Source organism: Saccharothrix sp. NRRL B-16314, from assembly GCF_000716595.1.
Lineage (GTDB): Bacteria > Actinomycetota > Actinomycetes > Mycobacteriales > Pseudonocardiaceae > Actinosynnema.
The window spans coordinates 88123-111364 of sequence record NZ_JNXC01000012.1 but is presented as its reverse complement, the minus strand read 5'-3'; the positions used below and the strand labels follow the sequence as shown (position 1 = coordinate 111364).

Here is a 23242-nt window from a genome sequence, read left to right as displayed (position 1 = left end):
GTAGGGGTGAGCAGCATCGCGCCACAGGCGGATTGACAGGAGATCGCAGGTAACAGACGATCGACGATCGCGCGTGAACGGGTGAAGCCGGTCGAAATCCGGCGCTGACCCGCAACGGTGATCCCACCCGGAACCAGCCCGAAAACTGCCGCGCATACCGGCTCCTGACACGGTCAGGCTGGTCATCGGGTCGGAGCCCGGGGGTAGGTCGATCACGGCTGTCGGTGGTCCGCTCAGCGTTGCGCCCGACAGGCAGACATGTCGTCGAGTCGGACCGCCGCCATCGCCACCGTCGGATACGGAGCGAGCTGGCGAACGGCCGTGCGCCCCCGAACACCCAACAGCGTGGACATCGGGGTTCCCCATTGACATGCAGCGGGAAAAGTTCGTGTAATTCTTTCAGGTATCACTCTCCCCATCCGCCCCTGCACGCAGAGTAAAGGGAGGTAGAGCCGTGTCCCTGTCACGCCCCACCCGGTTCGTGGTCTCGACGTTCGGCGCCCTCGCGGTCACCGCCGGCCTGGTGACCGCACCGGCCCACGCCGCGCCCACCGAGCCCGCCGCACCCGCGGACTCCGTCACCTCGGTCACCGACCGGATCGCCGCACGACTGGCCGGGGAGTTCGCCGACGAGGCACGACGGGCCGGCCTCCTGTCGACCACCTCGACCCAGGCCGTGCCCCTCGCGCGCGCTGCCGGCGACACAGCGCTCGGTCGGGCCGTGCGCGACGCCGACCGGGCGGTCCTGGCCGCCAAGGGCCTCCCGCAGGACGGCACGTCCCTTCTCACGATCCGCCTCGCGCACGCCGACATGGCCACCGCGCTGCACCGCGGCGCCGAGCCGCTGGTCGCGTCCTCCCCCGCCGACGACGCGGCGACGGTCGTGACGGCACACGACCGCGCGGGCCGCCGGGTGGCGCTGCCCGCCGACCGCGTTCCGCTGCGCCCGGTGTACCTGGTCGAGGTCGACACGCAGACCGCGCTCGCCAAGGGCGCGGAAGTGCTCCGCTCGACGCTGGCGCAGCGGGGCCTGTCCCCCGACGCCCGCGCGGCGGTCTCGCCCGCCTCGGGGTACTGGGCCACCCAGCTCACGTCGATCCGCCTGGAGGACGACAAGGAGCCGTGGCACAAGGGTGACTCCGAGATCTTCACGATCACCGCGGGGTTCGGCCTGGACGGCAAGGTCAAGGTCGACACGGTCCAGCTGCCCTACCTCGACGAGGACGGCAAGACCTACTACCCCAACCAGCTCCTGGTCCACTTCTCCGACTACAAGTACAACCTCGCCGACATCGTCATGATGGAGGAGGACGGCGGCACCAACTACCGCGACCTCGCCCTCGCGCTCACCCAGGCGTTGCTGACCATCGTCGACGGCGGCGCCTACATCCCGCTCGTCAACGCGATCATCAACGCGCGAGCAGGCCGGCGGTCATCGCCGCCGGCACGTGCAACCGCCCCGCCATCACGTCCCGCATCGCCGTGCGCAATTCGGCACCGCCCAACACCCGCTCGAACAGGAACCCGTCCGGCTCCAACTCCACCGCCGCCGCCACCGTCCGATGATCACAATCCGGCAGCAGCAACAAGACCTTCACCCGGCACGACCGCGACACGTCCGCACGACTCGCGTCCCGGCCCAGCAACTCCACCGCCACGATGACCAGCTCCACACCCTCCCGCCGCACGCAGGGCAGCCCACGAGTCGAACGAGCGGGACACCGACACCTCGTGGAACCCCCGGACCAGCGCCAGCAGACCCTCCCGGATCATCTCCCCGGGATGGGCGATGCTCACGGTCAGGCCCAACCCCGACGACGGACCGACGGGCACAGGCACAGCGGCGGAATTCGCGAATGTGCTGACGGGCATGAGTACCGGCCTCCAGACGGATGGTGCGCGAATGGCCGGCAGCTCACCGACCAGCCGACCATTCGCGGCGGTTTCGACCTCGACACCGCCGACCCCGCTGCCACCTCCTCCCGTTCCCCGACGTCTTCGGTCGAGCCGGCAGCGAAATGCCGCGCTCCGACTACCGACATCGTCACGTCCGACGGCAGGGCCGGCGAAATGCCACCTCCGGCCGCGGTGATGCGTTTCGCGCATCACCGGAGGCGACCTCTGCGGTCGGGCCGCCCGGGAAGCGGTTCGGAATCCCGCAGAAGTGCGAAGATTTCTCATGGTTCACCACTCGTCGGGCGTCAACATCGCAATCTTCCCAGCACCTCCCCCACCGGGGCATGATCCTCGTGAACGCCCTGAACAAGAACAGCCCACCGCGAGGAGCAGTCAGTGAGGCTGGACTTCCACCACGTGCAGATCCTCGATGCACTGCGGCAAGAGGGCAGCTTCCGCCGTGCCGCGGCGCGGCTCGGGATGAGCCAACCCGCGCTGTCCCGCCAGGTGGCGCGGGTGGAGAAGCAGCTCGGCGTGAAGCTGGTCGAGCGAGGCCCGTCCGGGGCGACGCTGACCGAGGCCGGCCGGATAGTGGTGCGGCACACGACGTCCATCAACGCGGCGATGGACAGGATGGCACGGGACCTGCGCGCGCTGGACGAAGAGCGGACCGAGCACCTGACGTTGGCGGCGTCGCTCAAGCCCGCGGTGACCGTTCCCCACCTGCTCTCGCAGGGTTACCGCGTGCGAGTCGAGCGCGTGCGCGACGCCGTGGCCGTCTCGATGGTGGAGGCCGGCCAGGCCGACGTGGCGTTCATCGTCGACGACCCGGACCGCCCGTACACGCCCCCGCGCGGGGTGCGCGCGGCGACGGTGATGGAGACACCGCTGTGGGTGGCGCTGCCCGAGAAGCACCGGCTCCGCGATCGGGAGCGGATCGCGCTGCGGGACCTGTCCGGTGAGCAGTGGCTGGTCCCGACCCCCGGCAACCTGCGTGCGATCGTGAAAGCGGCGTGCGCGGACAGCGGTTTCACCCCGGACGTGCGGCTGTCCGGCGAGGTCGACCTGCTGCTCGGCACGGTCGACCTCGGCGTCGGCGTCACGCTCGCGAGCCCGCTGTGCGGGCGGTTCTTCGGCAACAAGCTCGTCATGCGCCAACTGGCGGAGTCACTGGTCGAGCGCAAATTGTGCGTGTGGAGGTCCGATCGCGTGTCCTCGGCGATGGTGCACGACCTGATCGAGAAGCAGCAGCAGGCACACCTGACGTTGTCCTGGACCGAACCGGCGTACGAGCACTGGCTCGAAACCCACCCCTACGCACTGCCCTCGGTTGCCTGAAGCGAAAGCCCGTTCCCGGCGCCTCCCCGACGGCGGGCGGCCAGCAGCAGGGCCAGCCCGAGCACCGACATGACCAGGCCCATGCCGTACGCGGTGCGGTAGCCGAGGAACTGGGCCAGGCCGAGCAGCGGCCCGGCCAGCATCGCGCTGGTCTTCGCCGTGTTCGTGTACAGCGTGCTGGCGTAGCCCGGCCGGTCCGGCGCGAGGTCCTGGAAGTACGAGATGCCCACGCCCATCACCGCCGAGATCACGATCGCGTGCAGCACCTGCGCGGCCATGACCTGCCAGGTGGCCTCGGTCACGAGCATGATCCCGTAGTAGGCGAGGGCGACCGCGCCGCCCGCCAGCACCAGCACCCGGTGGTTGAACCGGATCGCCAGCGCGCCGAAGCCGAGCATCAGCGGGATCTCCAGGGCCGCGCACAGGCCGAGCACGAGGCCCGCGTCACCGGTCGTGCCACCGAGGTTCTCGGTGACGAACAACGGCATCGCCGCCACGCCGAGCGACGTCGCGCACTGGAGCAGCACGAACGCGAGTGCCGCGAAGACCACTTCCCGGCGCAGCCCCGACTGCCGTTCGACGCCGTGCGCCGGCGCGGGGGAAGGTCCCAGCTCGGGCAGCCACGCCAGCGCGACCACGACGGCCAGCACGTACACCACTGCGCTGGCGACGAACAGCCCGGTGAACCCGCCGCCGACGATGAGCAGCGCGCCCAGCGGCGGTCCGCCGACCCACGCGATCGACATCGTCATCCGCAGGCCGCTCATCGCCAACGGCGCCTTGGCCGAGCCGCTGCGCTCCAGCAGCTGCCGGGCGTAGGCGAACATCTGCGGCAGCTGGGAGGACGCGACCGCGTTCAGCGTGACCGCCACCGCGAGCAGCAGCCAGTAGTCGCGCAGGACCGCGAACAGCGCCCACGCCGCCGCGCCCGTCACGCCCGCCACGACCAGCAGGGTGCGGCGGATCGCGCGGGAGTCGGACAGCCGGCCGATCAGCGTGCTGACCACCATCGACATCAGGGCGCTGATCAGCAGGAACGCCCCGACCTCGAGCGGACCGGCCCCGACTTCCTTGATCAGGAACAAGGACAGGAACGGCGCCGCCAACGCGTACCCGACGCTCGTCATCAGGCTCATCGACACCAACGGGACGAAGGGTCGGGAACGGACGGCAGCAGGGCGTTCGGTCAGTGCCACACCGGCGATCCTCGCCGCCCGGGTGGGCGGCGAGGAAACGAAATTCCAGTATCCGGACCTTGTGAGAGCGCTATCACACCGTCGCGCGCGCCACGAGCACCGCCATGTCCAGCGGCAGCTCCCGGACGTCCTCCAACGTGAAACCGTTGGCGGACAACAACGTGCGGAACTCGTCGGTCGTGCGTTCACGACCTTGCACGGTGTTCACCATCATGTGCACGCTGAACGCCAGCGGCAGCACCGCGGGCCTGCCGGCCTGGATCGGCCGCTCGACCAGCGCCAGCGTCGCGCCCTCCGCCATCGCCGCGCGCACGTTGCGCAGGATCACCGAGCAGCGCTCGTCGTCCCAGTCGTGCAGGATCCGCGACAGCAGGTAGACGTCGCCGCCTGCCGGCACGGGGTCGTGGAAGAAGTCGCCCGCGACCACCGTCGCCCGCTCCGCGTGCCCGGCCAGCACGTCGGCCGCAGCGCCGACCACGTGCGGCCGGTCGAACAGCACGCCGCGCAGGCCGGGTGCGGCGGTCAGCACCAGGCCGAGCAGCCGACCGTCACCGCCCGCCACGTCGACGACCGTGCCGCCGGCGGGCAGGTCGAGCACGCCGGGCACCAGCTCCAGGAACGCCGTGCCCGCCGCCATCGCGCCCTCGAACAGCCGCGCGTCGGCCGGGTGCGCGGCGAAGTGCTCGAACGGCTGCACGCCGTACACGTGGCTGAACGCGCTCCCGCCGGTGCGGACGGTGTGCTCCAGCGCACCGAACGACCGGTAGAACAGGCCGCCGTAGATGCGGGCCAGGTCCCGCTGCGACCCGGCCGCGTCGCTCCGCAGCATCGCGCCCACGTCGGTCAACGACCACTCGTCGCCATCCCGGTGGAACGCGCCGAGCACGGCCAGGTACGCCATCAGGCGGCGGAGGTTGTCCTCCCGCGTGCCGGTGCGCTCGGCCAGGTCGGCGGTGTTGCGCGGACCGTCGGCGAGCAGGTCGGCCACACCCAGCTCGGCCACCACCGCGACGGCACTGGTGCGCCACGCGCCGGTCATCAGGTCGAGCATCTCCCGGCGCGGCCGGTCCGGCGGCCCGACGTGACGGGCCAGCAGCCTGGGGTGGTGACCGGGCACCTTCAGTTCCATCCGGGCCGCCCCCGCGACGCCGCGGAAGTACAGCACCGTCATGTCCTCGTGGTCGTTGTGACCGCCGCCGTCCGCGGCGAGGCCCGCGTCGAGCAACACCTCGCACAGCCCTCGCACCAGCACGTCGTCGTCGCTCGTGGCGCGGAACGCCAGGTGCGACTCGGCCTCGCGGTCCGCGGCCGACAGGGCGGACCCACCCGCCACGACGAACAGCTCCACCTCGCGCGGGCCGCCCTCGACCTCGCCGCGCACGATCCGCACGTCGAAGTCCTGCCCGGTCCTGCGCCGGAGCCTGTCCCGCACCACGACGCTCGGGACGGGTTCCCGCGCCGCCACCCCGAGACCGGCGAGCGCACCGACCGCGTCCGGCACGCGGGACGCCGCCACGAGGACCGCGGCGTGCAGGAATTCCAGGTGGGGTAAGGCCGCGGCGGGCGGCTCATGGCCCAGTACGGCCGCCAACGCGTCCGCGGTGCTCGTGCCCCGGGTGAAGCTCACGCATTCCGCCACTCGGCGGAAGTCTCTCTCCTCCAGCGCGCCGGGCGCGCCGGTAACCGTCACGGACATTGCTCGTCTCCCCCACTTGAGGATGGCGTGCCGCGCCCACCAGGGCGGGCACGGCGAACGCGTGTGACCCCGGGCACAGGCTAGGAGGTTTCCAGCTCGGGGTGAAGCTCGATGTCGCACCAGCGCACGAGTCCGGCGATGCGCGGCTGCCCGTCGTGCCGCCAGACCATGGACGCCTTGGTCATCGCGCCCGGTGCGCAGACCCGGCTCGCGCCGAGGGTCGCCAGTTCGCGGGCGGTGCGCCGGAACTCCTCGCCGACCACTCCGAGCCCGACGTTCTGGAGGTGCTCGGCGTACGGGCGCATCGCGTCGACCGCCGCGGCCACGTCGGGCACGGACACGATCCGGGCCACCCGGTTGCCCGCGCCGCTGAGCGGCGTCAGCGCGTCGTCCAGCACGACCGTCCACTCCAGACCCTCCGAAGCCCAGACCTCGCTGCGCTCCGAACCGGCCGCCCGCCACTCGGCGACGAGCCTGCGGTGCTGCAGCACGGCGGCGTCCTGCGCGTCGATCGTCCCGGGCGGGCTGTCCCGGGCCTCGCGCCGCATCGCCTCGGCCAAGTGCCGGGCGACCGCGCGGGCGTGCTGCTCGTGCACCAGGTACACCTGCGGCGACAGGCACGCGTGCTGGTCGAAGTCGCTGCAGTCCGCGGCGATCTGCCGGGCCACCTCGGCCGGACCGTGCCGGTCGACGTACCCGGCGTCGACGATGCCGAACGACAGCTTGTGCGAGTGCTCCTCGTAGAGGTGGTGCGGCCCGACCTTGGCGCGGATCGCCGCGCACGCCTGGTCGCCGCCGTAGGCGATCACCGCGTCCGCGTGGCCGAGCGCGGCCTCCAGCGTCTCCTCGTCGTCACGATCCCAGTACGTGGCCACGACCGCGTCCGCCAGCACCGGCTCCACGTCGTGCAGCGTGCGCAGGAACGCGGCGGTGAAGTGGGGTTCCCTGGCCGGGACCTTCGCGATCACGGTCGCCTTGACCAGCAGCGCCCGCACCAGCGACCGTGCGGGCAGGCCCGGCACGTTGCCGGAGAACACGGCCAGCACGGTCCGCGGCCCGACCGCCGTGGTGCCGCCCGTGAAGCCGTCCAGCACCTCGGGGTCGCCCAGGTCCCGGGTCAGCGCGGCGAGCAGCGGCTCGGTACGCAGGTTGCCCAGCTCGGCGTCCAACGCGCGGTCGATCGTCTCCTCCGACATGCCGGTGACCCGCGCGGCGTCCCGCACGGTGGCGCGGCGCGCGGCGAAGTCCCGCTTGGCCCAGAGGTCGACGACCGCGTCGACGGCGGCCACGATCCGCCGCACGGGCAGCCGCCGCAGCTCACGGTGCGCGGTCTCCAGCCCGGCCCCGATCACGGCCCAGTCGACGGGTCTGACGCCACGCCACTCGTGCGGACCCGAACTCAGGGTGAACGGCACGCCGCCCACCGGCGCCCACTCCGGCATCCACGACACGCTCATTCGGCTCCTCCGGTCATCTCGTCCAGGGTGAGCGAGCAGCCGCGACTGGCGCCGCCCGCGACGCGGCCCGCGATGGCGACGCCCTCCGGCACGGCGATGCCGAGGTCTCCGGTGAGCAGCACGTGCGGCCGGTCGAGCAGGGACAGGTCGGTGATCTCCAGCAGTCCGGTGCCCTCGGTCAGGTACTCGCGGGTGTGCGGGTCGCGGACCTTGGGACCGCCCGCCGGGTGGCTGCCCTTCGGGCGTTCGCCGAGCGGGCCGACCGGGGTGTCCGCGGAGTCGAACAGCTGGTTGGCCAGTTCGGTCATGCCGAAGATGTTGGCGTGCCGCTCGATGCCGAAGACCCGCCGAACGGCGGCACGCAGCTCGTCCACCCGCATGACCCGCGAACGGCCCTTGAACCCGCCCCCGTCGAACAGCCGCGAGCCGGGCGGCAGCCGCCAGCTCTTGCCCTGCGCCTCCAGCGCGTCGCAGATGTTGACGAACGCGAACGTCGCGCCGATCAGCACCACCGGCAGGCCTTCCGCCACCGCGGTGTCCAGCCGCCGCGCCAGCAGGTCGAAGTCGACCCCGTTCGGGCCGACGACCGCCGTGCTGAGTTCGGGATCGCCGCACGACCGGGCGACCCGCCCCATGTCGAACGCGATGGCCATCTCCGGCGCGGCCTCCTCGGACGGCACGAACGGCAGGACCACCGGGCGCACGCCGTCGTCCGGCCGCAGGTGCCGCCGGGCCTGCGCCTCGATCGCCAGCCGCTTCAGCTCCAGCCCGAGCGCGGAGTACCGGACGGTGCCCCGACCGCTCCCCGTCGTGCCGCTGGTGCGGAACACCCGGACCGCCGGCGCGTCCGGGAACAGGTGCGGCCCGCCGTCCTTGTAGGCGGTGTCCGGCACACCGACGCCCACCCCCACCTGCTTCCAGTACCGGGCGACGTCGGGCGAGTTGGCGATGGCCAGCTCGACCAGCTCCTCCTGGACGTCCCGCGGATCGCCGACACCCTCGGAGACCAGCTGTGCCATGCGATCGAAGAGCCGCGCGACGTGGGGATCGTCGTGGGCAACGGTCATCGATTTCCTCCTGCGGACGAGGTCGACCGGACGGTCGGCGCGCACCGGCCCGTACTACGGGATCCGCCCCCGGAACGGCGTACTGCCAACCGGGGTTTGCCGAGGCCACAGGATGACGGACGAACGGCCCAGGTAGGAATGCCGCCGACCGTTCCGCTTCGGTAACCGGAACGCTCGAAGGCCAGGTCGGCACCTCCTCCCTGCGGCAGGAACGCCCCCGGAACGACCCCGGAACGCCGACTCGCACGCACGGCCGCGTCACAACCCGACTGCGCAACGTCACCATGTCACGCGTGGTGATCACGTGACACCATGTGCGGGGACAGATTCGTGACCAAAAACTTGCCCGGTTTTCCGCATTATTGCGGAGAGCGTTCGGACATCCGACCATTCGTGCCGTAACAATGGCGGGTATGCGCTAACAAATACCCGGAGCAACCGATATCGCCGCTATGGACGAGGATTCCACTCCGACGGCAGGAGTCCTCGCGCCCGAACGCCGGAGCACGGCGTCCGAACGCCTGAACCGCGCCGTCGCAGACCGAGCAACCAACTGGGGTGCCGGATGAACAGCCGAATGGTCGAACTCGAAGCAGTCCTGTCCCGGTCCGCGCCGGACCGACAGGCGGCACGGCGCCTCGCCGTGGACTTGGCGCGCTCCCTGGACGCGCTGAGCGCCCGCCGGGACGTGGACCGCCTGCTGCGCTGTGCCGCGGCGCTGACCCGGATCGGCTCCGCCGACGCCGCGGACGCGCTGCTGATCGCCATGCTGACCCTGGTGGACCCGGTGGGGCCCGAGGCGTCACGCGTGCGCGACCAGCAGGCGCTGACATCCGTGGCCCGCGGTCGGCGGGAACCGGGCGCGACAGTGGCGCGCCAGGCGCGGCGCAGAGTGCCCGGAACCACGTTCGGCCGGGGTGCTCCCCTGCGCCAGGTGGTCGGCGACTTCCTGGACCCGGTGCCGATGCCCGACCCGGTGACGGTCGGCGCGGTCGCGGTGGCGGTCGAACCGGTGAAGTCGACCGAGACGGGCGCGCTGGAGCTGGCGTTACAGCGCAACTCCGCGGTGCTGGGCGCGAACCACCCGCAGACCTGCGTGCTCCGGCTCAACCTGATGTGCGCGCGGTTCCGGATAGCCCGCGACCAGGGCGACGCGGAGGAGATCGCCGAGTCGCTCACCGACATGCGCGACGCGACCAACCGGGCGTTGAACTCGCTGGGCACGTACCACCCGCGGGCGCTGGTCGCGCAGGCGAACCTGGCGTCCGCGGAGTTCGAGCTGGCCAGGACGCGCCGCTCCGCCGAACGGGCCAGGCAGGTGCTGCCCAACCTGCGTTCGGCCTCCGACCGCACGGGCACCCGGCTCGGTCTGGACCACCCGCACGCGATGGTGGCGGCGTCGAACCTGGCGTCGGCCGAGCTGGAGCTGGCCCACTTCGACGGCGCCCGCGCGCAGGCGCAGCGGCTGCTGGACCTGGTTCGTGACGCGTCGATGCGCTCCATGTCGGCGTTGGGCCCGGACCACCCGGCCGCGATCGCGCTGGACGAGCAGCGGCGGGCGTGCGAGGCGTTGCTGTCCGGCGCGGGGCCCGATCCGTCGTTCGAGCGCGGCTACGCGTCGTTCGCCGACGCCGGTCGCTCGCTCGCCACGGCGAAGCCCGGCACTCCGGCCGTGCGGCAGAACATCCCGACGGAGTGGCCACCGGGCACGCTGCTGGCCCGGCTGCGGGAGAGCAGCAGGCAGGAGCTGCTGACGCTGGGCACGGCGGTCCGCTACTCGGCGGACCGGGAGATCATCGTCCAGGGCGCGACCGACACGCACGCCTTCCTGCTGCTCGAAGGCGTGGTGAAGGTGCTGGTCAACGACGCGAGCGGGGAGACCGCCGTGCTCACCGTGCGGGTCGCGGGCGACCTGATCGGCGAACTGGCCTCACTGGACCACAAGCCGCGGTCGGCCACGGTGGTGACGTGCGGTGACGTCTCGGCGAGGCTGATCACCAGCGCCGAGCTGCACGGGTTCCTGCACCGCCGCAACGACGGGTTCGTCGAGCTGATCGGGGTGATCGACGACCAGCTGCGGTGGGCCAACCGGCGGCGGCGCGACTTCCTGTCCCACACCGCCGCCGAGCGGGTCGCGCGGGTGCTGGCCGAGCTGGTCGGCGCACACGGCAGGCAGGAGGCCGACGGCTGGGTGCTCGGCATCCCGCTGACCAAGGTGGAGCTGGCGTCGATCGCCGGGATGAAGCCGCGCACCGCCGAGAAGGCGTTCGCGGACCTGCGCAAGGCGGGAGTGGTGGTGAGCCACCTCCGGCGTGACGTGGTCGTGCCCGACCTCGAGGGGCTGCGGAGGTTCGCGCGCTTGTAGTCGGGCTCCAGCCGGCAGCTCCAGCCGGCAGTCGGGCTTCAGGTGGTGAACCAGCCGTCGACCAGGGCGTTGCCGAACTTGCCCGCGGGGTCGAGTTCGGCACGCAGTTCGGCGAACCGCGCCCAGTTCCCGTACCGCGCGCCGGGGTCGGCCAGCTCGAACAACTTGCCCCAGTGCGCACGCGGACGCCACGGGTCGAGCGCCGCCTCGATCTTGCGCAGCACGGCCCGCACGGCGGTGTCGTCCTGCGTCCAGGTGAAGTGCAGGGCGACGCTCGCCCGGTCGTGCACCGGGCTCAGCCACTGCTCGTCGGCCGCGACCGTGCGGACCTCGGAGGTCAGCAGCACCGGCGCGAGGTCGGCGCCCAGGCCGTTCAACGCCGTCAGCGCCTCGGCGGCGTGCTCGCGGGCGACGAAGTACTCGGACTGGAGCTCCCGGCCGACGCTCGGCGTGAAGTCGGCGCGGAAGTGCGGCAGCCGTTCGTGCCACGGGCCGGGCACGCCGAGCTGGGTCGTGCAGTGCAGGGCGGGCTGGCCGGGCACCGGGTGCCGGGGCTCGGTGGCGGGCGTCGCGCCCGTCCAGCTCAGGTCGTGGCCGGCGGCGTCGGCGCGCTGCTTCACGAACACCTGGGCCACGCCCTGCCAGGTGGTGAAGGCGCTGACGCTGTAGGCGCCGGCGAACACGGCGTCGACGTTCGCGACCAGGGCCTCGAACGGCATGTCCTCGTAGATCCGCTGCTCGACGTCGAACGTCGGCACGACGTCCAGCTCCACCGCCACCACCACGCCGAGCGACCCCAACGCCACCACGGCGCCGTCGAATCCGGCGTCGCCCCTGCTCAAGGTGATGACGTCACCGTCGGCGGCGACGAGGTCGAGCGAGCGGACGAGGCTCGCGAGCGACGGGATGTCGTTCCCCGAGCCGTGGGTGGCGGTGGCGCACGCGCCGATGATCGTGATGTGCGGGAGCGACGGCATGGCGGGCAGCGCCAGCCCGGCGGCGTGCAGCAACTCGGCGAGCCTGGCCAGGCGCATCCCGGCGCCCACCCGGACCGACCCGGACCCGACCTCGAACACCTCGGGCATCCCGTCGAGGCTGATCAGCGTGCCGGTGGTGTCGGCGATCGTGCTGAACGAGTGGCCCGCGCCGACGACGCGAGCCGAGTCGGCGGCCTTGACCGCAGCCCGGACCTCCTCGACCGACGTCGGGCGCGCCGTCCGCGCGGCGGAGAAGGTGAAGTTGCCTGCCCAGTTGGTGCTCACCGGCGAGATTCTGCCTCATCAGCCGCATGACCCCCTCTTCTCCGAGCGGGCGGGTGGAACGGATCGCCGTCGCCTCCCGTCCCACGCGGGGAGGTGTCGGGATGCTGCGGTACATGACGGTGGGTGCGCGCCGTTCCTCTCCGGTGGGTACCCCGGCCCGAGTCGGACGCCACGGTGATCGGGATCTCGGTCGGGGTGGTGCTCACGACGGCATTGGCGCTGGTCAGGCGTCGGTCGTCGCTGCAGGTGCGATCGGGCAGGCTTCTCGCGGCGCGCCCGTACCGCCGCCGCGGAGTCGTCCGAGGTCTCCGAACGCTCGCGCTCAGAGGTCCCGCGATGTCGGGCGTTCGCCCAGCAGGTAGGGGTCGCGGACGACAACGAACCCGTGGCGGGTGCTCACCGCGCCCTCCCGGCGCAGTCTGCGCAGCGCGCGGACCACCGATTCGCGGGACAGTCCGAGCAGCGCGGCGAGCTCTTCCTGGGACTTGATGTGCACGGGGACACTGCCCGAACCGCCCATCGGGTATTCCTGTGCCCTGAGGGCGAGGTACTTGACCACCCTCGTGAACGCGTCGGCGTCCGCGCTGCGGGCGGCGGTGGCTTCGCGCAGGCGTTCGGAGAGCACCTCGCAGAGCACGCGCAGCAGGTGCGGCCGGGCCGTGAGCAGGGAGTCGAACTCCTTGGCCCGCACCCGGACCGCCCGAACGGCGGTCGAGGCGATCACCGTCGTGGACCTCGGGTGCCGGTCGATCAGCGCCTGCTCCCCGAGGATGTCGCCCGCCACCCGGGTGGACAACAGCCGCGTGCCGGTCGCGTCCACCACCCGCACGCGTCCACCGCACAGCACGGCTATCCAATCGCCGACGTCCTCGGCGCGGATCAGCCACTCATCACGCTTGTACCGGGCGGATTCGGCGACATCCGCAAGCGCCGCGCGGTCACCGTCGTCGAGTCGGCCCCAGAAACTGGCGTCCTCGCAGCGCCCGGTCAACTCGCGCAGCCACTGTCTGCTCGTCACGCTGTCCCCGTTCGTCGACGGCTGGAACGGACGGGCGGTGTCGAGGGCGGAACGCCGGACCGGGACCGCCGAGGTCGGTGGCGGCTCTCACCGACGGCGTGGCTCGGCGGCCCGCGGACTCGACTCCCGGATGAGCTGCCGGCTCGGGAGTGACGGACGGTCAGGGGTGCAGCATCGGGTTGCCCCAGGCCAGTTCGGGCAGGTTGTTCGGCACACCTACGGCGATGTTGGCGCCGGCCTGCATCGGACTGCCGACGACGTCGGTGCGCCGGGCGACCAGTTGCAGGTTGAGGGCGTCGGTCACGTCCACGACCAGCACCCGCGGCCGGCCCTGCACGACCGCGACGCCTTCGCGCTTCCGGCCGTCGACGAACACCTCGAAGTGCCCGGTCTGGCGCGCGTCGGCCGCGTCGTCGAGCACCGCGACCGTGACCTCCAGCTTCCGGAACCTCATGCCGAGGTTGTAGCTGGTGGAGCCGGTCCTGCCGTTGGGGAAGTGGGTGCTGCGGTAGATGATGCTGTCGATGTACTCGTGCCCGTTGATCTGCGCCGTGCCGAGCGTGACGTCACCGGATCTCCCGGTCGACTTCAGGCTGGTCAGCGGCACGGACTCCTCCGGCTTCGGTGCCGCGTGGCCGGTGAAGGCCGGTCCGATCACCTCTCGGACCTGGTCGACGATGTGCGCGAGGTCGCGTTCGGCCGACCGGTGGTGCAGGCGGGTGTACTGGCGGCCGGCCAGCGACTCGATCGATGGCGGGAGGTCGATCTCGGCGGGCAGCCGGATGCCGCCGACCAGCACCGGCAGGATGGGGCGCTCCTGGGCGATGGCCAGTTCGAGTTCCAGGCGCACCCAGTCTCCCGGGCGGTCGATCCGGCGCGTGCCGCTGTCGTCCGCGGCCAGCCAGAGCGGCCCGATCAGCGAGATCATGATCGAGCACTCCGACGCGGCCGTCACGATCTCGGGCCGGAACGGCGTTGAGCCGGTGATGGACCGGCTGGACCGGAACACCCGGTCCGCGCCGAACACGCGCGACAGCTTCTGGTCCAGCAACACGGCGGTTTCCGCGGTGTCGCCGACCCTGAAGTTGATGAAGATCTTCCTGATGGCGTTACCTCCTCGCAGGTGTGGCGGTGGGCTGGTCAGTTGCTGCCCGCGATGACGTGCGGCGAGCCCCAGACGGCGTTGCCCCGCGTGCAGTTCTTCTCGTCCACGGTCACCAACGACATCTGCAGCGTCAGCGCGAACACGCCGGGCGGCAGGTCGACGGCCAGCGGCTTGGACTCGCCGGGGCCGACGACGACTTCGTGCAGCGGCTGGACCTCCTCGGTGTTGACGAACACCGAGAACTTCACGCTCAGCCCGGGGTCGGAGGTCCCGTCGGTGCCGATCGCGGACACCTCAAGGCGCTTGAAGTTCTTCAGCCGGAACTGCTGCTTGGTGCTGCGCCTGCTGCTGTAGCAGGAGTTCAGGTCGTCCCACACAGCTGCGTTGTACTGGGTGAGCTGCACGTCGTGGTCGCCGTGCTGGAACGTCCACTGGTCGTTCGGCATGGGCAGGCCCACGAGGAACACCCGCGAACCTGCCGCCAGCGAGCTGCCGTCGCCGGCACGCGCGGACGTCGGCGCCGCAGACACGACCGACGACGAGGTGACCGGACTCGACGGCGCCGTCGTGGTCGTCGTCGAGTCCGTGGTTCGAGTGGTGGTGCTCGTGGTCGTCGTCGTGAGCGGGGCCGCGTCGCCCGACTCGCCGGGTTCGCCGCCGGACAGGACCAACCACGCCACCAGGACCAGCACGACGACCACCGCCCCGCCGATGAGCGGCGCGCGGCCGGCCTTGCGGGTCGGCTTCGTCTCGGTCAACGGCATGTCCGCCAACTCGGAGCGCAGCCGGCGCGCGGCATCCGGGTCCTCCCGCAGGCGTCGCGCGAGTTGGATGCGCAGGGTGTCCGCGAGGCCGGCGTCACCGGGTTCGCTCTTGAACCGCTCCAGCGTCTCGGCCAGGTACGCGTCCGACAGCATGACCTCCAGGTGGTTGAGGAGGCTTTCCAGTCGGGCGTCGAACACCGCGGCGCCCGCTTGCTGCTTGCGGATCAGGTACTGGGCCAGCGGACGCACCACGGCGTTCGCGAGATCAGCGTCGTCCACCATGCGCTCCCATCGGAGAGGTCGGCTCTTTCGTCGTGCCAGTCGACCACGGACGTTCGGGCCCACCGGGCGGGAATTGGGTCACGTGCGGCACTCCCGGCGTCAGTTGTGACCGGAGTCGGGATCAGCGGGGTCCGGTGCCGCCGTCCTCCTCCCTCCACCGCCGCAGCAGTTCGCGCAGCACGTCCGCGGTCTGGTCGGACAGCACCGCTTCGCCGTCGGGTTTGGTCGGCATCCGGCCGGACTTGGGATCGACGAGGCCGACGACGAGATCGCGCGCGAGGTTGGTCAGGTTGTCCAGGATGGTGGTCAGCGGCTCCAGCCCCGGGTTGTCCGGGGCGGCGTCCGCCGGCCGCAACTGCTCGGTGAAGGCGCGGGCGGCGGCGGGCATCGCGTCCATCAGCGCGCCGCGCAGGGGCGCGTGCGCCTCACCGGCGCCGGCGATGCCCTTGGCGGCGTCGAACAGGTCCAGCAGCGACAGGTGGCGCTTGCCGATCTCCACGGCGAACGCCCGGTTGAGGGGTTCGGGATCGGTGAGCCGGTCCGTCACGGTGACGACCAGCGGCGCCACGGAGGGTCCGGCGGCATCGAACAGCGCGGTGACCGGGTCGCGCAGGCCCTCGTGGTGCGGCAGTGCCCGACCCAGGACGGTCAGCGCGGTGCCGAGCCACCCGTCGGGCAGGCCGGTGACGAGCTTCGCCGCGAGGTCCGGGCATTCGACCAGGGCGTCCGCGACCAGGCGTTCGGCGAGCGCGGCCGGCCGCGGCGGGGCGAGCAGGTGCGGGCCGGGGTGCAGCCGGGACCACAGGTCCGCGTGTCGTCGGGCGGACTCGGCGTCCTCGCCGAGCAGCGCCGGGAGCCGGGCCAGCAGCGCCTCCGCCTCGTCGACGGACGCCGGGGCGCACAGCGCGGCCAACGCGCCCACGACACCGAGCGCGGCCAGGTCGTGCTCCGGGTCTTCCTCCGCCGTGAGGAGTTCACGCCACCGGGCCAAGTCCTGCTCGTGCAGCGCGGCCAGCGGGCCATGCGGTGACGCAGACCGGCCGAGAACGTGGTTGAGCGCGTGGGCGTGCAGTTCCAGCACCGAGGTCGCCTCGGGCACCTGTGGCACGGTCGCCGTGACTCCCAACTCGGCCGCGAACGCCTTCACCGCGGCCGTGAACACCGGTTCGGGCGGCACCGGCCGCAACACCAGTGGCCGGTCGGCGGCGGCGAACAGGGCGGCGACGCCGTCGTCGGCGACGACCTCCTTCAGCCAAGCGCCATCGGACCGGCACAGCACCAGCAGCCGGGTCGAGGACCGATCGGCCCGCCGGGCCACCGCGTCGGCCACCGCGCGCAACCGGTCGGGGCGCAGCTCGGCGTCGTCCACCACGGCCAGCAACGGCCGTGCGACCGCCCCCGTGCGCAGGATCTGCTCAGCGGGTGCCTCGCCCGACACCACCCCCGCAAGCCACCCGACGTCACCCAGGCGGCGGCACAGCTCGACCGCGAGCCGCCGCCGGCCCGAACCCGACGGCCCCACGAGCAGCTTCACCGACCGCTGCGCCGGTCCGGTCGCCCAGACCACCAGGTCGGACAGCTCGCCGTCGCGCCCGGTGTACGGCACGACCCGGCGCTCGGGGCGCAGCAGGCCGCTCGGGGGTTCCTGCGGGCTCCACGACACGGGTGGCTGGGTGAACAGCCGCGGCGCGGCGAGGGTGGGTACGAGATCCACCAGGTGTTCGACCAGTTCCGCCATCTCGTCCGGCAGCCGCCGCCTGCTCAGGTGGGTGACCTGGCGGCTCGCGAACGCCCGGATCGACTCGGGCAGCTCGGCGTGGACGGGCCGGCGTGCGCCCGGCAACAGCACCGGCAGGACCGGGATGCCGCGCTCCAGGGAGCGCGCGATCTCCAACCTGACCCAGTCCCGCTCGTTCTCCAGCCGGGGTCGACCGGTGGCCGGGTCGACCTGCATCCACTGTGGACCGACGACGGCCACCAGCACGTCGGCGGACTCCAGCGCCCGCCGCATCTCATCGGGGTACTCGGTGCCCGGCGGCATCGACCAGATGTCGAAGAACACCAGGTCCTCGCCGAACTGGTGGACCAGCTCGCGGGCCAGCGAGGCCGCCGCGAGGGACTGGTCGTTGGCGCGGTAGTTGACGAACACGCCTGCCATGCGGTTGATCTCCGTTCTCAGCGCGCGGCGGTGGCGGCGAGTGGGTCGCCGGGCATCGCGGTCGCGGCGGGTTGACCGAGGACCATGCAGCGCAGGTCGGCGTCCTGGGGCATGGTCGGTGGCGTGCCGAGGAGCACCGCGCCGACCGCGACGAGGAACGTCCGGCTGACCGCGTCGCTGCCCTTCTTCGTGCGCGGAGCCTGGAAGACCAGGTACCGGGCCTCCTGCCACGCCCGCAGGTCGCCCTCCTCGGCGGTGGAAAGCAGGCGCAGGGCTGCGCGGAACATCACCGCACGGGACGCGGTCGGTGCGGTGACGGCGTAGACGGGCTCGCCGCCGACCTCCACCCGGGCGGGGTCGCCGCCGCGCCGCGTGATGCGCTCGACGAGTTCCCGCCCGAGCGCCTTGCCCGCCTCGCCGCGCACGAGGCTGTTGCCGGTGATGGTCGTCCCGTCCGGCAGCACGACCGGGTTGACCAGCACATCACCCGCGCCCTCCACGTCGAGCCGTTCGCGGGCCGCGCGGCCGTAGTCGAGCATGATCCGGTGTGCCGGCGTCTCCCTCCCGCCCACGTACGTGGCCGTCGCTTCGTCCCACACCGCGCCTTCACGCAGCCGGCCGAGGTAGCCGAGCCGGTCGTAGTTCGGGCCCGCTTCGCTCAGCCGAGTGCGGTAGCGGGTCGCGTCGTGCGCCAGACCCGTACCCAGCCGTCGCATGGTGGACGACGCCAACCGGTACCGCCACGCCATCAGATCGGCGTGCACGGCCTCCAGCACCCGTTCGCGGTCCCGACCGGGGGTCGGTGCGGTCGAGCGGATCCTGCGTCCGGCGGCCTCCGCCACGGCGGCCTGCTCGTGGGCGAAGGACCGCACGCGGCGCAGTTCCGCGAGGTCGGTGGTGCGCAGGGCGAGGTCGGGGGTGGGCAGGTGCTGGGCTGTGATGGTCATGCCTCGCCTCCGGCGGTGTCGAGCAGGCGCTGGACGCGCGCGGCGTCGTGCGCCCGGTGTTGGACGTGGTGCAGGGCCAGTGCCGAGCGCCAAGCCGTGGTCGCGGCCGTCAGGTCCGCCAGTGCCGCGTTGGCCTCACCGAGGCGTTCGAGCGTCCCGGCGCGGTGGAACAAGTTCTGCCCGCCCATGAGGTCCAGGGCGCGGGTGTAGAGGGCGACCGCCTCGGCGTGCCGGCCGGTTCGGTGGGCGATGTTCCCCAGGCTGTCCAACGCCGTCGCCTGGCCTTCGGTGTTGGCCAACTCCCGGTACAGGGCGAGCGCGTCGAGGCCATGCGCACGCGCGTCGTCGTGGTGGCCGGCACCGGCCTCGATCCAGCACAGCAGGTCCAACGCGTCCGCCTCGTGCGCGCGTTGCCCCAGTTCCCGGTACAGGCCCAGTGCTCGCGACGCGTGGTCGAACGCCTTGCGGTACGCCGACCGCTGGTCCCAGGCACGGGCCAACGCGCGGTGGACGTGGGCCTCGCTGTGCCGGTCACCGTGCTGTTCGGCGAGCGACAGGGCGCGCTCCAGGTGCGGGAGGCCGTCCTCGGGTCGACCCGCGCGCGACATCGCGGCGCCCAACAGACGGTGCGCCAACACCAGACCCGCGGTGTCGTCCACCTGTCCGGCCGCCGTCAGCGCCGCCGTCCACGCGGAGACCTGGTCCAGGTTGTGACCGTTCTGCCAGTGGTAGCTGTGCAGCACCCACGCCAGCCGCCACACGTCCCGGTGCGCACCCCGACGCGCCGCCGCCGCCTGAGCGGCGAGCACGCCGGCGTGCTCGCCGTCGAACCAGGCCTTGGCCGCGGCCCGATCAGGTGCTGTGTCGGGCAGGCATCCCGGCGCGGGGGCGTCCACCGCGAGCGCCTGCCTGCGCGGGTCGAGCAGCCCGTCGGCCGCGATGCCGGAGTGCACGTAGTAGTCCACGAGCCGCCGCAGGGCGCCCTCCCGCTCGCCGGGGGACAGGCCGACGGCCCGGTTCGCCGCGTACAGGCCGACCAAGTCGTGCATGCGCCATCGGTGGTGCGTGCGCCGGTGTACCAGGGACGCCCGCTCAAGCGCCCGGACCGCACCCAGCGCGTCGGCCTGCGAAAAGCCGGTGAGGCTCGCGACCGCGGGCAGGCCCAGCTCCACCGCACCCGCGAGCCCCAGCAGCCGGAAGACCTCCGCAGCGCGGCCGGGCAGCGCGTGGAACGACCACGACAGCACGGCTTCGAGGCTGGTCGACTCGTCACCGGGGTCGAACGCGGCCACCCGTGTGGCCTCGTCCCGCAACTCGTCCGCGAGCACGGACAGCGGAAGGTCGACCTCGGTGAGGCCCCGACCCACCACGATGCCCAGGCTCAACGGCATCCCCGCGCAGTAGGCCAGCAGCTCGTCCACCGCCGCGACATCGGCGTCCACCCGGTCCGCGCCCAGCCGACCGGTCAGCACCTGCTTCGCCTCGTCATCGCTCAACCCGCCGAGGACCACCCGCCGCGCGCCCGCCCGCGCCACCAGCCCGTCCAGCCGGTTGCGGCTGGTGACCAGGACCGTGCAGCTCGCCCCGCCGGGCAGCAGCGTGAGGACCAGACCGGCGTCGACCGCGTTGTCCAGCAACAGCAGCATTCGACGACCGGCCACGAGACTGCGGAACCGACCGACCTGCGCGTCCAGGTCGCGCGGCAGGGTGCGGTGGTCCACGCCGAGCCCGTCGAGCAGGCACCGAACCGCGGTCGCCACGGTCATGGGCTCGCCGACTGGCACGAACCCGTGCAGGTCGATGAACAGTTGGCCGTCGGGGAAGCGGTCCAGCCGGCGGTGGGCCCAGTGCAGCGCCAGCCACGTCTTGCCCATGCCCCCGGTGCCGACGATCGCGGCCAGCCGCACGGACGTACCCTCCGCTTCCGTGTTCAACACCGCGTCCAACACGTCCAACTCCGGTGCCCGACCGGCGAACCACGGCGGACACGGCGGAAGTTGGCGCGGCAACGGCACGGCGCTCGTCTCGGCGCGGGTAGCGGCGTGGACCACGATGTCACCCGTGATGCGTCCGGCCTGCAATATCGTTCCGGACTGCATGGAGGTGACGGTGTTGTGGATGTCCGTAGCGGCGGGGTCGGAGTCGGCGGCGATGTCCGGAGCAGCCATCGGTACCTCCGCTCCGCCTTGATTGGCGTGCGCTGATGGTAGGGACGGTTGACCGGAAGTTGTCCGCATTAAGGGGGTGAGGTGAAGCGTTTTCGACGCGACCGGGACAACCACCCCTACAGCCGAGTCCGACGCCGGCTGGTGGACGCATTCGCGCTGGTGAGGAAGCGTGATCTCCGGGTAGTTCCGCCCGCTCGGCCTTCAGGACCGCAGCAATGGGTCGCTTCGCCCCGTCCCAGGACAATGGCGTGAGCTGACCGTGGTGACGCAGTCCTTGGACGGATCACCGCCTACGGTCACCCGGTCCGCCTGGTCGCCGCGCCCGGCGCGATCGTCCTCACCGCACGGCGTTTGAGCCGGGCGCTGATCGCCAATCGGTTGTAGGCGTTGACTGCGGTCACCACCCAGCGCGCAGACTGCGGTGTCGAGGACTGCATCCGGGCGGGCGGAACGGATCGCCGTCGCCTCCCGTCCCACGCGGGGAGGTGTCGGGATGCTGCGGTACATGACGGTGGTGGGTGCGCTGTGCGCCGGGTGCGCGCCGTTCCTCTCCGGTGGGGTGCCCCGGCCCGAGGCCGACGCCGCGGTGATCGGGATCTCGGTCGGGGTGGTGCTCACGGCGGCGTTGGCGCTGGGCGGGCGTTGGTCGTCCCGAGTGGCGGCGGTTCTGGGCACCGGGTTGGCGGCGGTGGTGTGGTGGCTGCTGGTGTCGGACCTGCTGACCGGGCTGACGGGCGACGACCTGCCGGTGCTGGCTGTGGGGGCGTCGGCCGTCGCTGTAGGTGCGATCGGGCGTGCTTCTCGCGGCGCACGTATACCGCTGTCGCCCGCGTCGACCGAGGAGAAGCAGGTAAGCGGCCGGCTCGGATGGCGTGTCCGGCCAGGCGGGGTGGTGGCGGTGGTCGTCGTGGCGGTCGCGGCGGTGGTCGCGCCTTCAGCCGCCGATGCGGTGATCGTCCGCTCGGAGACGCGGGATGCCCGGGACTTCCCGGCGGAGCCCGTCGCGGAGCGGCCGGCTGGGCGGCAGTGGGTGTGGCAACCGCCGGCCGACGTGGTCGACGTCGTCCCTGCCGGGCACGGGGTCGCGGTGGCGTCGCGCGACGGGTCGGTGGTGGCGTTGAACGGCGTCGACGGACGGGTGGAGTGGCGGTACGCACGGCCCGGTGCCCCGGTGGGGAAGCTCTTGGCGTCGATGGACCGGCGGACCGTGCTGGTGTCGTACCGGTCGTTGCACGACACCAGGGCGCAGTCGGTCGTCGCGCTGGACGCGGACACCGGATCGCCGCGCTTCGAGCTGGTGGTCCGGTCCGTTCTGGTGGAGACCGGTCAACTCAGGCCCGGCACCCGGATGTTGACCATGCGCGACGGGGACACCATCACCGGCTACGACCTCGTCACCGGCGCGCGGCAGTGGGCCTGGTCGCCGCCCGAGGGCTGCACGTCGCGGTTCGGGCTGCCGGCGTGGGGCCGCACGACGGTGCTCGCGCCGCTGGAGTGCCCGGAGTCGCTGGGCGTCCTGGCACTGGACGAGGTGTCCGGCCGGGAGCGGTGGCGGTACGAGGCGCCGCGCGACCAGCGGAGCGACGAGCGGCAGGACGTCCTCCTGCGCGCCACCCGCGACGGTGCCGTGGTGGCCGTGGAGATGTACGGCGTGCGAGCCGAGCCCGGCTCGGTGCCGAACGGACTGCTGGACACCGAGACCGGCCGGGTGCTGGTCCGACCGGAACGACCGTGGACCGTGCGTACCGACGTGGGCGTGATGCCGCTGTTGGAGCACCAGGAGAACGGTGGTGCGACCGAAGTCCACTCGCTCGACCCGGCCACCGGCGCGATCACCCCGCTCTCCGTCGAGGCCTGCCCGGCGCGCTCCGCCGACACCACCACGAGCACCACCTACCTGCGCGCGTGCGGGGACAACGGCCGTGAGCTGACCGTGGTCACGCAGTCCTTGGACGGGTCACCGCCCACGGCCACCCCGGTCCGCCTGGACGGCTCCGGCTCGCGGTCCGACGTCCACCTGGTCGCGGCGCCCGGCGCGATCGTCCTCACCCGCACGGCGTTCGGCGGCACCCCGTCCCCGGTGGTCGGCCTGGTGGGCTGACCGGCAGCTCGCGGTCAGGTGAGCCGGGCGCTGATCGCCAGCCGGTTGTAGGCGTTGACCACGGTCACCACCCACACCACCTGCTGGACCCGCACCTCACCCAACGCGCTGACCGCGGTGTCGAGGACGGCGTCCGGCACGTGGCCGTCGTGCACCAGCGTCACCGCTTCGGCCAACGCGAGGACGGCGCGTTCCGCTTCCGTGAACGCCGGGTCGGTGCGCCACGAGGAAACCTCCCGCACCTCACCCGCCGCCGCGGCCTTGTCGGTGTGCAGCCGGACGCAATACGAGCACCCGTTGATCTGCGAACACCGCAATCGCACCAGTTCGACGAGCCCGACCGGGAGGTCCACGTCGTCGATGGCCTTGGCCAGCGCGCCCAACGCCGCGAATCCCGGTCCGGCGAACGGATCAAGCCTCAT

General features: G+C 72.2%; 16 protein-coding genes and 1 riboswitch. Of the genes, 4 read left to right on the top strand and 12 right to left on the bottom strand.

Annotated features, from left to right (window positions below; genetic code table 11):
* Positions 1-30 precede the first annotated feature (30 nt).
* Positions 31-166: riboswitch (cobalamin riboswitch) on the top strand.
* A gap of 288 nt (positions 167-454) precedes the next feature.
* Together OQ02_RS19205 and OQ02_RS19200 are read left to right on the top strand one after the other, a co-directional pair.
* Positions 455-1663, top strand: coding sequence for a DUF3103 family protein (locus tag OQ02_RS19205; protein WP_051772523.1), 1209 nt, complete (start codon positions 455-457; stop codon positions 1661-1663).
* A gap of 629 nt (positions 1664-2292) precedes the next feature.
* Positions 2293-3234, top strand: coding sequence for a LysR family transcriptional regulator (locus tag OQ02_RS19200; RefSeq protein WP_033439845.1), 942 nt, complete (start codon positions 2293-2295; stop codon positions 3232-3234).
* Here the strand turns inward: OQ02_RS19200 and OQ02_RS19195 are convergent.
* From OQ02_RS19195 to OQ02_RS19180, 4 genes are all read right to left on the bottom strand, one after another.
* Positions 3210-4361: a sugar efflux transporter gene (locus OQ02_RS19195; protein ID WP_231500112.1), complete on the bottom strand. Its 1152-nt coding sequence runs from the start codon at positions 4359-4361 to the stop codon at positions 3210-3212. The genes OQ02_RS19200 and OQ02_RS19195 overlap by 25 nt on opposite strands.
* A 142-nt stretch (positions 4362-4503) precedes the next feature.
* Positions 4504-6126 (bottom strand): methyltransferase, encoded by a 1623-nt coding sequence (locus OQ02_RS19190; protein ID WP_033439844.1) that lies wholly within the window; start codon positions 6124-6126, stop codon positions 4504-4506.
* Positions 6127-6206: 80 nt separating this feature from the next.
* A complete protein-coding gene (locus OQ02_RS19185; protein WP_033439843.1) occupies positions 6207-7583 on the bottom strand; it encodes an acyl-CoA reductase in 1377 nt (458 codons plus the stop codon).
* Positions 7580-8650 carry an acyl-CoA reductase gene (locus OQ02_RS19180; RefSeq protein ID WP_033439842.1) on the bottom strand — a complete coding sequence of 357 codons (1071 nt, stop codon included), beginning with the start codon at positions 8648-8650 and terminating at the stop codon, positions 7580-7582. Before OQ02_RS19180 ends, OQ02_RS19185 begins: the two co-directional genes overlap by 4 nt.
* Before the next feature lie 565 nt (positions 8651-9215).
* On the opposite strand from OQ02_RS19180, the gene OQ02_RS45865 reads away from it, so the two are divergent.
* On the top strand, positions 9216-11015 hold the full coding sequence (locus OQ02_RS45865) for a Crp/Fnr family transcriptional regulator (protein WP_231500111.1): 1800 nt from the start codon (positions 9216-9218) through the stop codon (positions 11013-11015).
* Between the two features lie 38 nt (positions 11016-11053).
* On the opposite strand, the gene OQ02_RS19170 is transcribed toward OQ02_RS45865, so the two are convergent.
* The 7 genes from OQ02_RS19170 to OQ02_RS19135 all read right to left on the bottom strand — a co-directional run bounded on the left by OQ02_RS19170 (position 11054) and on the right by OQ02_RS19135 (position 20719).
* Positions 11054-12277 carry an FAD-binding protein gene (locus tag OQ02_RS19170; RefSeq protein WP_231500110.1) on the bottom strand — a complete coding sequence of 408 codons (1224 nt, stop codon included), beginning with the start codon at positions 12275-12277 and terminating at the stop codon, positions 11054-11056.
* A 322-nt stretch (positions 12278-12599) separates the two neighbouring features.
* A complete protein-coding gene (locus OQ02_RS41085; RefSeq protein WP_051772522.1) occupies positions 12600-13295 on the bottom strand; it encodes a Crp/Fnr family transcriptional regulator in 696 nt (231 codons plus the stop codon).
* A 160-nt stretch (positions 13296-13455) separates the two neighbouring features.
* Positions 13456-14349, bottom strand: coding sequence for a TIR domain-containing protein (locus OQ02_RS41080; RefSeq protein ID WP_051772521.1), 894 nt, complete (start codon positions 14347-14349; stop codon positions 13456-13458).
* A gap of 86 nt (positions 14350-14435) precedes the next feature.
* Positions 14436-15443 carry a hypothetical protein gene (locus OQ02_RS19150; protein WP_156077139.1) on the bottom strand — a complete coding sequence of 336 codons (1008 nt, stop codon included), beginning with the start codon at positions 15441-15443 and terminating at the stop codon, positions 14436-14438.
* 124 nt (positions 15444-15567) lie between these two features.
* Complete coding sequence (locus OQ02_RS41075; RefSeq protein WP_051772520.1) at positions 15568-17604, bottom strand: toll/interleukin-1 receptor domain-containing protein; 2037 nt, start codon at positions 17602-17604, stop codon at positions 15568-15570.
* Positions 17605-17621: 17 nt separating this feature from the next.
* Positions 17622-18551 carry a hypothetical protein gene (locus OQ02_RS19140; RefSeq protein WP_033439839.1) on the bottom strand — a complete coding sequence of 310 codons (930 nt, stop codon included), beginning with the start codon at positions 18549-18551 and terminating at the stop codon, positions 17622-17624.
* Positions 18548-20719, bottom strand: coding sequence for an ATP-binding protein (locus OQ02_RS19135; RefSeq protein ID WP_051772519.1), 2172 nt, complete (start codon positions 20717-20719; stop codon positions 18548-18550). Before OQ02_RS19135 ends, OQ02_RS19140 begins: the two co-directional genes overlap by 4 nt.
* Positions 20720-21212: 493 nt before the next feature.
* Between OQ02_RS19135 and OQ02_RS19130 the strand changes: the two genes are divergently transcribed.
* A complete protein-coding gene (locus OQ02_RS19130) occupies positions 21213-22820 on the top strand; it encodes an outer membrane protein assembly factor BamB family protein (protein ID WP_033439838.1) in 1608 nt (535 codons plus the stop codon).
* A gap of 14 nt (positions 22821-22834) precedes the next feature.
* Here OQ02_RS19130 and OQ02_RS19125 read toward each other — a convergent pair whose 3' ends face one another.
* The gene (locus OQ02_RS19125; RefSeq protein WP_033439991.1) at positions 22835-23242 is read right to left on the bottom strand and encodes a carboxymuconolactone decarboxylase family protein; all 408 of its coding nucleotides are present in this window, start codon (positions 23240-23242) and stop codon (positions 22835-22837) included.

What these genes read in the sequence shown, in the direction of transcription:
- OQ02_RS19195 (WP_231500112.1), bottom strand. Translation starts at nt 4,361, where the DNA reads ATGACGAGCGTCGGGTACGCGTTGGCGGCGCCGTTCCTGTCCTTGTTC.
- OQ02_RS19135 (WP_051772519.1), bottom strand. Translation starts at nt 20,719, where the DNA reads ATGGCTGCTCCGGACATCGCCGCCGACTCCGACCCCGCCGCTACGGAC.
- OQ02_RS19130 (WP_033439838.1), top strand. Translation starts at nt 21,213, where the DNA reads ATGCTGCGGTACATGACGGTGGTGGGTGCGCTGTGCGCCGGGTGCGCG.
- OQ02_RS19140 (WP_033439839.1), bottom strand. Translation starts at nt 18,551, where the DNA reads ATGACCATCACAGCCCAGCACCTGCCCACCCCCGACCTCGCCCTGCGC.
- OQ02_RS45865 (WP_231500111.1), top strand. Translation starts at nt 9,216, where the DNA reads ATGAACAGCCGAATGGTCGAACTCGAAGCAGTCCTGTCCCGGTCCGCG.
- OQ02_RS41075 (WP_051772520.1), bottom strand. Translation starts at nt 17,604, where the DNA reads ATGGCAGGCGTGTTCGTCAACTACCGCGCCAACGACCAGTCCCTCGCG.
- OQ02_RS19125 (WP_033439991.1), bottom strand. Translation starts at nt 23,242, where the DNA reads ATGAGGCTTGATCCGTTCGCCGGACCGGGATTCGCGGCGTTGGGCGCG.
- OQ02_RS19190 (WP_033439844.1), bottom strand. Translation starts at nt 6,126, where the DNA reads ATGTCCGTGACGGTTACCGGCGCGCCCGGCGCGCTGGAGGAGAGAGAC.
- OQ02_RS19185 (WP_033439843.1), bottom strand. Translation starts at nt 7,583, where the DNA reads ATGAGCGTGTCGTGGATGCCGGAGTGGGCGCCGGTGGGCGGCGTGCCG.
- OQ02_RS19180 (WP_033439842.1), bottom strand. Translation starts at nt 8,650, where the DNA reads ATGACCGTTGCCCACGACGATCCCCACGTCGCGCGGCTCTTCGATCGC.